At 65.9% G+C, this 10,500-nt stretch carries 14 protein-coding genes; 3 read left to right on the top strand and 11 right to left on the bottom strand.

From position 1 onward, the window contains the following. A partial coding sequence (locus ACSFBC_RS28185) for a hypothetical protein (protein WP_435513639.1) occupies nt 1-195 on the top strand: 195 nt, incomplete at its 5' end. A 385-nt stretch (nt 196-580) separates the two neighbouring features. After that, entirely contained in the window at nt 581-1,525 is a 945-nt protein-coding gene (rpoH, locus tag ACSFBC_RS28180) for an RNA polymerase sigma factor RpoH (protein WP_435513638.1), read from the top strand. Between the two features lie 42 nt (nt 1,526-1,567). Here rpoH and ACSFBC_RS28175 read toward each other — a convergent pair whose 3' ends face one another. The 6 genes from ACSFBC_RS28175 to ACSFBC_RS28150 are packed head-to-tail and all read right to left on the bottom strand — an operon-like array spanning nt 1,568 to nt 6,609. After that, entirely contained in the window at nt 1,568-2,392 is an 825-nt protein-coding gene (locus tag ACSFBC_RS28175; RefSeq protein ID WP_435513637.1) for a DNA alkylation repair protein, read from the bottom strand. An 8-nt stretch (nt 2,393-2,400) separates the two neighbouring features. Next, nucleotides 2,401-2,997 carry an SCO family protein gene (locus ACSFBC_RS28170; protein ID WP_435513636.1) on the bottom strand — a complete coding sequence of 199 codons (597 nt, stop codon included), beginning with the start codon at nt 2,995-2,997 and terminating at the stop codon, nt 2,401-2,403. Between the two features lie 4 nt (nt 2,998-3,001). After that, entirely contained in the window at nt 3,002-3,919 is a 918-nt protein-coding gene (cyoE, locus tag ACSFBC_RS28165; RefSeq protein ID WP_435513635.1) for a heme o synthase, read from the bottom strand. After that, nucleotides 3,916-5,118: a COX15/CtaA family protein gene (locus ACSFBC_RS28160; RefSeq protein ID WP_435513634.1), complete on the bottom strand. Its 1,203-nt coding sequence runs from the start codon at nt 5,116-5,118 to the stop codon at nt 3,916-3,918. Before ACSFBC_RS28160 ends, cyoE begins: the two co-directional genes overlap by 4 nt. 5 nt (nt 5,119-5,123) lie before the next feature. Continuing rightward, nucleotides 5,124-5,804 carry a thioredoxin domain-containing protein gene (locus tag ACSFBC_RS28155; protein ID WP_435513633.1) on the bottom strand — a complete coding sequence of 227 codons (681 nt, stop codon included), beginning with the start codon at nt 5,802-5,804 and terminating at the stop codon, nt 5,124-5,126. Beyond that, nucleotides 5,791-6,609: an SURF1 family protein gene (locus tag ACSFBC_RS28150; protein ID WP_435513632.1), complete on the bottom strand. Its 819-nt coding sequence runs from the start codon at nt 6,607-6,609 to the stop codon at nt 5,791-5,793. Before ACSFBC_RS28150 ends, ACSFBC_RS28155 begins: the two co-directional genes overlap by 14 nt. Nucleotides 6,610-6,642: 33 nt before the next feature. Between ACSFBC_RS28150 and ACSFBC_RS28145 the strand changes: the two genes are divergently transcribed. Next, nucleotides 6,643-6,864, top strand: coding sequence for a twin transmembrane helix small protein (locus ACSFBC_RS28145; RefSeq protein WP_183027119.1), 222 nt, complete (start codon nt 6,643-6,645; stop codon nt 6,862-6,864). Between the two features lie 86 nt (nt 6,865-6,950). Here ACSFBC_RS28145 and ACSFBC_RS28140 read toward each other — a convergent pair whose 3' ends face one another. The 5 genes from ACSFBC_RS28140 to ctaD are packed head-to-tail and all read right to left on the bottom strand — an operon-like array spanning nt 6,951 to nt 10,492. After that, on the bottom strand, nt 6,951-7,832 hold the full coding sequence (locus ACSFBC_RS28140) for a cytochrome c oxidase subunit 3 (RefSeq protein ID WP_435513631.1): 882 nt from the start codon (nt 7,830-7,832) through the stop codon (nt 6,951-6,953). A gap of 58 nt (nt 7,833-7,890) precedes the next feature. After that, a complete protein-coding gene (locus tag ACSFBC_RS28135) occupies nt 7,891-8,100 on the bottom strand; it encodes a DUF2970 domain-containing protein (protein WP_183027117.1) in 210 nt (69 codons plus the stop codon). Beyond that, on the bottom strand, nt 8,097-8,723 hold the full coding sequence (locus tag ACSFBC_RS28130; protein ID WP_435513630.1) for a cytochrome c oxidase assembly protein: 627 nt from the start codon (nt 8,721-8,723) through the stop codon (nt 8,097-8,099). The genes ACSFBC_RS28135 and ACSFBC_RS28130 overlap by 4 nt, the downstream gene beginning before the upstream one ends. Nucleotide 8,724: 1 nt before the next feature. Next, nucleotides 8,725-8,835, bottom strand: a complete 111-nt coding sequence (locus ACSFBC_RS28125; RefSeq protein WP_435513629.1) for a cytochrome oxidase small assembly protein — start codon at nt 8,833-8,835, stop codon at nt 8,725-8,727. Nucleotides 8,836-8,860: 25 nt separating this feature from the next. Continuing rightward, entirely contained in the window at nt 8,861-10,492 is a 1,632-nt protein-coding gene (ctaD, locus tag ACSFBC_RS28120) for a cytochrome c oxidase subunit I (RefSeq protein ID WP_435513628.1), read from the bottom strand. Nucleotides 10,493-10,500: the final 8 nt, after the last annotated feature.

The raw sequence follows: 10,500 nt of genomic DNA, 5'->3' as shown, positions 1-10,500 counted from the left end.
ACTCTTTTCGCCTTCTTCTTCCTCACCGCCTCGCTTCGTTCGACTCTCGTCTTCCTGAAACTCAACCGCGATTCGCTTTCAGCGCAGCCTTCGATTATGACTCGGTTTTGGCAACTTGGTCAAACCTTTCGGCTTTTTTCTTCTCCCACCAGAGTGAAGCCTTCCAGCTCCACCCCGACCTGCTTTCGTACATGACGTCCGCTGAGCGAAGCCCTTAAGTGTATGTCAAAAACAGAGCCTTGCAAGCGGGAGGAGACAAGAAGTTTGCGAGGCGCGCGCATCGCGCCCTAGGTTGGATCGCCAGAGACCGAGACGCCATCACTGATGCGCCGCGGACGCTTTCAACGCAATGGCCCGCAGCGTGGGACTGCCTCCCGGCAGATACGCGCCATGCAACTACTTATAGAGACTTATAGAGAGGGCACAAGGGGTCATGGTCAGCACCTAAGCCCTGCGGGACTGCTGCCGATCTCCCTTCGAAACAAAACTCTACCGCTCCCCGCTCCGTCCCGGGGAACCCTTGCCTTAGCACTCCCTCCAATCGAGTGCTAATATGTCGATCAACAAAGGAGTTCCCCCAATGACAAGCTTGTCTGGAGCCTCTATGACCCACCAACTCGCCGTCGCCAACCCCTGGTCGATGGTGCCGCCGCTGGGCAACCTGGATGCCTACATTTCGGCCGCGAACCGCCTGCCACTGCTCACCCTCGAGGAAGAGCAGGGTTTTGCGCGCAGCCTGCGTGACCACAACGACCTCGAATCGGCCGGTGCACTGATCCTGTCCCATCTGCGCCTCGTGGTTTCGATCTCCCGCCAGTACCTGGGGTACGGGCTGCCGCACGGCGACCTGATCCAGGAAGGCAACATCGGCCTGATGAAGGCGGTGAAGCGTTTCGATCCCGACCAAGGCGTGCGGCTGGTGAGCTACGCCATGCACTGGATCAAGGCCGAGATCCACGAGTACATCCTGAAGAACTGGCGCATGGTGAAGGTCGCCACCACCAAGGCGCAGCGCAAGCTGTTCTTCAATCTGCGTTCGATGAAGCAGGGTTTCAAGGCCGACGATGCCGCCGCCGATGGCGACACGCACCGTACGACCCTGACCGAAGGCCAGATCACGCAGATGGCGGAAAAACTCAACGTCAAGCGCGAAGAAGTGCTCGAGATGGAGATGCGTCTCTCGGGCGGCGACGTGCTGCTCGACCCGAGCCCTTCGGACGACGGCGACGATGCCTTCGGCCCGATCGCCTACCTGGCGGACGCCACGCAGGAGCCGACCGCGCAGCTCGAGTCGCGCGCCCGCGACCGGCTGTCGAGCGACGGCATCGCGACCGCACTGGAAGCACTGGACGAGCGCAGCCGCCGGATCGTCGAAGAGCGCTGGCTCAAGGTGAACGACGATGGTTCGGGCGGCATGACGCTGCACGACCTGGCGGCGGTCTACAGCGTGAGCGCGGAGCGCATCCGCCAGATCGAGGTGGCGGCCATGAAGAAGATGAAGAAGGCGCTTGCGGACTACGCGTAAGAGCTTCTCCTCCCAGAACAAAGCCCGGCATGCCGGGCTTTGTCATTTGGAGAGCGTGCGCAGCGCCCGCTTGGCGATGTAGCGGGTCTGAGCGCAGTCCGATTCCGCGACCCAGCGCGCACACAAGCGGTCGACCCATTCGCCCTGGCTCTTGCTGGCATCGTTGAGCCAGTTGGCCACCGAGTTCTGCACATAACGGCTCGGGTCGGCGCGCAAGGGCTCGAGCAATGCCAGTGCACGCCAGGGCTCTGCCTTGAGCGCACCGATCTGCGCGCACCACACGCCGCGCGGCCGCGTAAGCTCGCTCGCAAAACGACGGATGTTCGGATCGGCATCGCTCACCCACGGCTGCAGCAAGACCAGCGCTTCGTCGAGCGAGGCGATGACCGCGTCGCGCACCGCCATCCATGCGATCTCGCGCACCCCGAAATGCGGGTCGGCGGCAAAGCGTCGCACAGCCTGCAACTGCGCCGGCAGGCGCAGGCCGGACAGCGTGACCCACTGCGCGGCCCAGCAGCGCGCGACGTCGCTCGGGTGCGTGGCCAGCCTGTGGGCCACGGCGTCGCGCTCGTCGTGCAGCGCAGCCAGATCGTAGAGCACGCGAGCGATGTGGCCGTGGCGCTGCATCGGCTTGAACGCGTCGAGCATGGCCAGCGTGTCGAGCAGCCGCTCGTGTTGTGCATCGAGTCCGATGTGCCCTGCCACGCTGCGCGCCAGCTGGGGCAGCGCCAGCGCCATGAATTCGTTGAGGTTGACGGTCTCGAGCCGGCCGTCGTTGAGGGCCTGCAATACCTCGGGCGGGATCAGCGCGATGCGAAAGGCGCCCTTGCGCCCTCTCAGATGCTCCACCGAGCCAGCCGCGGTCACCGCGCGACTCAGGAAGCCAGCAAGGTCTTGACGTCCGCCGCCATCGGCGCCACGCCCATGCCGTAGCGCGCATAGAGGCGCAGCCGCCCTTGCGTGTCGTAGATGTAGCTGGCGGCCGAGTGGTCCATCGAGTAGCTGGTGGGCGTCTTGCCGTCGACCTTCTTGTAGTAGGCCTTGAAGTCCTTGGACATCGCAACCAACTGCTCAGGCGTGGGGATCAGCGCGATGAAGGCCGGATCGAAGGCGCCCATGTAGGCCTTCATGACTGCGGGCGTGTCGCGCTCGGGATCGACCGTGACGAACAGCACCTGCAACTTGTCGCCGTCCTTGCCCAGTTGCTGCTTGACCTGCGCCATCTCGGTCATGGTGGTCGGGCAGACGTCGGGGCACTGGGCGTAGCCGAAGAACAGCACCACCACCTTGCCCTTGAAATCCTGCAGCGTGCGCGGCTTGCCATCGGCATCGGTCAGGGCGAAGTTCTTGGCGTAGTCGGCGCCGGTCATGTCGACCGCATTGAAGCTGGGCTTGGCCTCGGTGCAGGCGGCGAGGCTCGTGCCGACCAGGGCGGCCGCGCCGGCCCACTGCAGGAAATGTCGCTTGTGCATGGCGTCAGGGAAGGTAGTGATCGACCAGCAGCGCTGCGAACAGCACGCTCAGATGGATCAGGGAGAAACGGAAGGTCTTGCGCGCGAGCGCATCGGAATAGTTGCGCCACAGCGCAAAGGCGTAGCCGCTGAAGCCGATGCTCACCCCCACCGCCACCGCGAGGTACAGCCAGCCGCTCATGCCGTAGATGAAGGGCATCAGGCAGGCCGCGAACAGGATGAAGGTGTAGAGCAGCACCTGCAGCCGCGTGAATGCGTTGCCGTGCGTGACCGGCAGCATGGGCAGCCCGGCCTTGCGGTAGTCCTCGACCCGGTAGAGCGCCAGCGCCCAGAAGTGCGGCGGCGTCCACAGGAAGATGATCAGGAACAGGATCAGCGCTTCCGGGCCGACGTCGCCGGTCATCGCCGCCCAGCCCAGCACCGGTGGCATCGCGCCCGAAGCACCGCCGATCACGATGTTTTGCGGTGTCAGCGGCTTGAGGATCACGGTGTAGACGACCGCGTAGCCGACGAAGGTCGCGAAGGTCAGCCACATGGTCAGCGGATTGACCGTGAACCACAGCAGCACCGAGCCGGCCGCGCACAGCAGCGCGGAGAAGATCAGCGCCTGCCGGTCGCTGAGCTCGCCGCGCGCGGTCGGGCGCCAGGCGGTGCGCTTCATCTTGGCGTCGATGCCCTTCTCGACCAGGCAGTTGAAGGCCGCGGCCGCCCCGGCCACCAGCCAGATGCCGATGCACGCCAGCACCGCGCGCTCCACGTCGGCCAGGGTCGGCGCGCCGGGCACGGCCAGCACCATGCCGATCAAGGCGCAGAAGACGATGAGCTGGACGACGCGTGGCTTGGTCAGCGCGTAGAACTGGCGGACCACGCTGGCCGTCGAGGCGCTGTGCGGTGCGGGCGGGGTGGGAACGGGTCTGCTCATGCGGCCCCCATGGTGCCCGAACGCGGGGCGATACCGCGCAACGGCACGGCATTCTTTTCGCGCCGGCTCTCGCACAGCGTCCAGACCAGCACCACGGCCAGCGCCGCGGCACCGCCCGTGTGAAGCACCGCGGCGGCCAGCGGCCAGCCCAGCAGCACGTTGCCCAGGCCGGTGGCGAGTTGCAGCAGTGCGAGTCCGGCCAGCCAGCGCGCCGAGAAGCGCAGTGCGGCGATGCGATGCAGCCGCCAGGCCAGCACGCCCAGCGCGACGAACACCAGGTAAGCCATCAGCCGGTGCACATAGTGGATGGCCGTGAGCGCCGCGAAGTCGATCGGCGTGCCCGAGGCGTCCACACCCAGCTCACGCCAGATCTGAAAACCCTGGGCGAAATTCATCGGCGGCCACCAGCTGCCCTGGCAGGTGGGGAATTGGGTACAGGCCAGCACGGCGTAATTGGTGCTGACCCAGCCGCCCAACGCGATCTGCAGCGCGAGCAGCACGGTGGTGGCGACCAGCAGCGTGCGCAGCGGCGACGCGATCACGATGGGGCCGCGTGCGGCCGCGGCCTGCCGGTAGCGCACGGCCTGGATGCACAGCAGCGCGAGCAGCACGATCGCGCCCATCAGGTGCAGCGTGACGATGGCCGGAAACAGCTTGAGCGTGACGGTGAGCGCACCGAACGCGCCCTGCAGGCAGACCCACACCAGCGTCGCCGCGGGCCACCAGGCGCTGAGCGCCTGCGGCGCGTCGGCCGCCTCGCGCGCGGACAGCCGGCGCTGGCGGCGGCGTTCGATCCAGGTGGCGACGGACAGCACCAGGATCAGCACGCCGACGCCGGTGGCGAGGTAGCGGTGCACCATCTCGACCCAGGCCTTGCTGTGCGTGACAGGGCCGGTGGGCTGCGCCGATTGCGCCATCGCGATCTCGTGCCGCGCGCCGAGCGGGCTTGCGTTGCCGTAGCAGCCGGGCCAGTCCGGGCAGCCCAGGCCCGAATCGGTGAGCCGGGTGAAGGCGCCGAAGAGCGTGAGATCGAAAGTGAGAAAGAGCGTGAGCACGGTCAGCGCGTGCAGGCGGCGCGCCGGTCCCGCACCGGCATTGCGCCGCCAGACCCAGAACAGCGGACCGAGCGCGATCAGCACGCCCATGGCCATGAGCCAGGCGATCGGCGTGAGGTCGTAGAGAGACTGCGTTTCCATCACGACGCTCAGCGGCCTGCCTCGTCCCAGGACGACGACGCCCGCAACAGGCGCCCCAGGTCGCGCTTGGCACGGCCGGCGCCTTCGGCGTCCATGCGGGCCGGGAAGCGCATCATCAGGTTGCCAAGCGGGTCCACCACGAACAGATGCTCGGCCAGCGCATGGCCTGCCACGGGCACCAGCCACTGCGCGAGGTCGGCCGCGGGCACGCGCAGCACGGTTGCGCCGTGCAGGCCGTTGTCCAGGCGCGCGGGCACCGGGGCGGCATCGCTCACCAGCCAGACGCGGTCGAGCCGATCTTTTTCACGTCCCAGACTCTCGCGCAGCTGACGTTGCAGGTAGAGCTGCTGTTCGCACAAGGCGTCGCAGGCCGCATCGGCCACGGTCACCAGCAGCCACTGGCCCTTGAGCGAGGGCAGCGGCGTCGGCGTGCCGTCGCGGGCGATGGCGGTCAGCGCCGGCAGCGGGCGCTGCGGGTCAATCAGTTCGCCATACACGCTGCGGCCTTCGGGCCGAACCACGTAGTAGGTGAAGTAGGAGGCGATCACCGGCGCGGCACAGCACAGCATCACGGCCGCCATCTTCCAGCGCCCGAGCACGGTGCGACGGCCTTCGCCGCCGTCGAGTGCCTGGGTCGGCGAAGGCATCGAATGCACGGTCAGGCCGAGCGGCTCGTCAGGAGCGGACATCACGGGCCTTGCTGCGCCGGGGGGCGATGAGTTGGAACCAGACATAGAGGAAGACGACGAGGGCCGCGAGGCCGAACCACTGGAATGCATAGCCATAGTGCTTTTCAACGCCCAGCGCGGGGGCGGGCCATTCGCGCTGCAGGCCTTCGGAGGCGGCGCCGATCTGCTGCAGCGAGAGATCGGTGCGCAAGGGCAGCCGGGTCTCGGCGCGGAACGCTTCGAGATCGAGATTCTGCCGGATGGGGGAAGACCCCACGGAAGGCTGCTGCCCCTCGGGGGCCGGCGTCGGGGCGGACGCCTTGCCCAACTCGAACAGATGCGCGGGCGGTGTGGCGACCCGCGCCGTCACTTCGACCAGGCCGCCGGGCGTTTCGATCGGCACGAGCTGCGTGCGATCGGTGAAGTTGCGCTGCACCCAGCCGCGCTGGATCATCACCGTCTGCTCGCTGCCCTCGATGGCGAAGGGCGTCAACACGTAGAAACCGGGCACGCCGCGCATCTGGCGGTTGTCGAGGTAGACCGTCTGCGGCTCCAGCCAGAGACCGCGCAGATGCACCGGGCGGTGCAGCGCCTGCGCCGGCTTCTCCAGCACGAGGAAGGCATCCTGGTCGAGCGGAGGCTGCAACTTCTGCGCATCGATCTCGGCCTGCAGCGCTTCTTTCTGCGCCGCGCGCGACAGTTGCCAGCGCCCGAGCGAGACGGTGGTGGCCAGCGTCAGCACGGCGGCCAGCGTGACCAGCCAGAAGCGGCCGCGGCGGGAAGCCCGCGCCGGCGCGGGCCGCGCGGGCGGCGCGTCGTTCAGCACCGGGGGCGCCTCGCGAGGCCGATAATCGGATTCATGAAATACGTCCTCGCCCTTGCGTTCGCGGGCATCCTGGCCAGCCTGGGCTGGGCCCTGTTCTTCATGATGAAAGACGGCCGGGATGGCCGTGCCAAGAGCGGCGGCATGGTGCGCGCGCTCACCGTTCGGATCGGCCTGTCGGTCCTTTTGTTCCTCTGCGTGCTGCTGGGCTGGAAGCTGGGCTACATCACGCCGGGCGGGCTGCCGATCGGCAAGTAGATCGTGCTCGTTCCAGGTCCACCAGGACCAGGGAGACCATGAAAAAAGCGCCTTCCGGCGCTTTTTTTTCGGACCGGTCGGAATGCTCAAAGCCAGTAGACCAGGAAGTACAGACCCAACCACACCACGTCGACGAAGTGCCAGTACCAGGCGGCGCCTTCGAAACCGAAGTGGCGCTCGGCCGTGAAGTGGCCCTTCTGCAGGCGCAGCGTGATGAACAGCAGCATCAGCATGCCGATGAACACGTGCAGGCCGTGGAAGCCGGTCAGCATGAAGAAGGTCGAACCGTAGGCACCCGAGTTGAGCTTGAGGTTCAGCTCGGTGTACAGGTGGTAGTACTCGTAGCCCTGAACGCACAGGAAGACGATGCCCAGCACCACGGTCAGCCACATGAAGCGGATGCACTGGGCACGGTGGTCGGCACGCAGCGCGTGGTGGGCGATGGTCAGGGTCACGCCCGAGCTCAGCAGCAATGCAGTGTTGATGGTCGGCAGCCAGAACGGGCCGACGGTCTGGAAGGGCTCGACGATGCCGGCCGGCGAACCGGTCACGCCGGCCGCGACGCTGGGCCACACGGCCTTGAAGTCGGGCCACAGCAGCGCGTTGTCGAGGCTGCCGAGCGCCGGCAGCGAATGGGTGCGGGTCCACCACAGCGCGGTGAAGAACGCGCCGAAGAACATCACTTCCGAGAAGATGAACCAGCTCATGCTCCAGCGGTAGGACAGGTCGATCTTGTGACCGTACTGCCCGCTTTCGCTTTCACGGATCGACTCGCTGAACCACTGGTACAGCACGACCCACCACCAGAGCAGGCCGAAGGCCAGCGAGTAGGCGCCCCATTGGTGCGCGTTGATCCACTGCCCCGCACCCAGGATCACGAAGAACAGGCCGATGGCCGCCATGATCGGGTGGCGCGACGGCCCGGGCACGAAGTAGTAAGGCGTGGTGCCGTGGGTGGTTGAACTCATATCCGTTCCTGGCTTTCTCTCTCGTTTTCGTTTCTATGGGGCAATTCTTGTCGTGGCCTCAGGCCGCAACCACGTACTTGACCAACACGATCAGCGCGCCGACGAACACCGCCACCGCCACCAGGCCGACGGCCACGATGTGCAGCGGTGTCAGCCGGGCGATGTCTTCCTGATAGGCGCTGTTCTTGCGCACGCCGAAAAAGCCCCAGGCCACCGCCTTGACGGTGCGCCAGATGGAGCCCTTACGGGGTGCGGCAGCCGGACTCACGAGCGCGGCTCCTCGCCCACCAGCGGCGCGGCCGATGCCGTTGGCGCCGCAGGCGTCTTGCCGCCCACCTCGAAGAAGGTGTACGACAGCGTGATGGTCTTCACGTCCTTGGAAATCTTGGGGTCGATCACGAAGGCGACCGGCCACTGCTTCTTCTCGCCCGAATCCAGCGTGTACTGGTTGAAGCAGAAGCACTCGAGCTTGTTGAAGTACGGCGCCGCCTGCTGCGGCGCGTAGCTCGGAATGGCCTGCGCCGCCATGCGACGGTTCTGCACGTTCTGGAACTCGTACATCACGGTGTTCAGCTGACCCGGATGCACCTGCATCGAACGCTGCGCAGGCTTGAAGTCCCAGAGGCCGCGCACATTGGCATCGAACTCGACGGTGATCGTGCGCGAGGTGTCGACCTGCGTGTTGTCGGGCACGCGCACGTCCTTGCCGCCCGCGGCGCCACCGGGCACCTGCAATTCGGACAGCGACAGGATGTTGATGCCGGTCATCTCGCAGATCGCGCGATAGAGCGGCACCAAGCCGTAGCCGAAAGCGAACATGCCGCAAGCGACGATTGCCAGCTTGCCGACCATGCGGGCGTTTTCGCGGCGGAGGGAGGAACCCAGTGCCATGTCAGCCGCCGAACCAGGCCATGCGCGCCATGAAACCGATGAAGAACAGCACCGCGATGGAGGCCAGCGTGAGCCCCATGCGTCGGTTGTGCTTTTTCTGTTCAGGAGTCATTGCAGGCAATACGTCGTGCGGCCGTTCAGCCGATCACCTTGGTGGCGGTCGCGTCGAGTTTGGGCGGATTCTCGAAGGTGTGGAAGGGCGCCGGCGACGGCACTTCCCATTCGAGGCCTTCGGCGGCTTCCCACGGTTTGGCCGAGGCAGGCTCGCCCTGGCCGCGCATGGCCGGCAGCACGACGAAGAAGAAGAAGTACACCTGTGCCAGGCCGAAGCCGAACGCGCCCACCGAAGCCACCGCATTGAAGTCGGCGAACTGCATCGGGTAGTCGGCATAGCGACGCGGCATGCCGGCCAGACCCAGGAAGTGCATCGGGAAGAAGGTGATGTTGAAGGAGATCAGCGACCACCAGAAGTGGATCTTGCCGCGGGTCTCGCTGTACATCACGCCGGTCCACTTCGGGCACCAGTAGTAGAAGCCGGCGAACATCGCGTACAGCGAACCGGCCACCAGCACGTAGTGGAAGTGGGCCACCACGTAGTAGGTGTCCTGCAGCTGGATGTCGATCGGGGCCACGGCCAGGATCAGGCCGGTGAAGCCGCCCATCGTGAACACGAAGATGAAGCCGACCGCGAACAGCATCGGCGTCTCGAAGGTCATCGAGCCCTGCCACATCGTCGCGATCCAGTTGAAGATCTTCACGGCCGTGGGCACCGCGATCAGCATGGTCGCGTACATGAAGAAGAGCTGGCCCGTCACCGGCATGCCGGTGGTGAACATGTGGTGCGCCCACACGATGAAAGACAGAATCGCGATCGACGAGGTGGCGTACACCATCGAGGCGTAGCCGAACAGCTTCTTGCGGGCGAAGGCCGGCACGATCTGGCTCACGATGCCGAAGGCCGGCAAGATCATGATGTAGACCTCGGGGTGGCCGAAGAACCAGAAGATGTGCTGGTACATCACCGGGTCGCCGCCGCCGGCGGGGTTGAAGAAGCTGGTGCCGAAGTGGCGGTCGGTCAGCGTCATGGTGATGGCGCCGGCGAGCACGGGCATCACGGCGATCAGCAGGTAGGCGGTGATGAGCCAGGTCCAGCAGAACATCGGCATCTTCATCAGCGTCATGCCGGGGGCACGCATGTTGAGGATGGTCACGATGATGTTGATCGAGCCCATGATCGACGAGGCGCCAAGGATGTGCATCGCGAAGATGCCCGCGTCCATCGACGGGCCCATCTGCAGCGTGAGCGGTGCGTAGAGCGTCCAGCCGGCCGCGGGTGCGCCGCCGGGCATGAAGAACGAACCCACCAGCATCAGCGCCGCGGGGATCATCAGCCAGAAGCTGAAGTTGTTCATCCGCGCGAAGGCCATGTCGGACGCACCGATCTGCAGCGGGATCATCCAGTTCGCGAAGCCCACGAAGGCCGGCATGATCGCGCCGAACACCATGATCAGACCGTGCATGGTCGTGAACTGGTTGAACAGCTCCGGGTTCACGAGCTGCAGCCCGGGCTGGAACAGCTCGGCGCGGATCAGCAGCGCCAGCACACCGCCCACCATCAGCATGGTGAACGAGAACAGCAGGTACAGCGTGCCGATGTCCTTGTGGTTGGTCGCGAACAGCCAGCGGCGCCAGCCGGTGGGCGCGTGGTGATGGTCGTCGTGCGCGTGGTCGCCAGGGGCGTGACCGTGTGGGTCGAGGACAGCACTCATTTCAATGT

The organism is Variovorax frigidus (assembly GCF_051216515.1).
GTDB lineage: Bacteria > Pseudomonadota > Gammaproteobacteria > Burkholderiales > Burkholderiaceae_C > Variovorax.
This window is presented reverse-complemented; position numbering and strand designations above follow the sequence as displayed.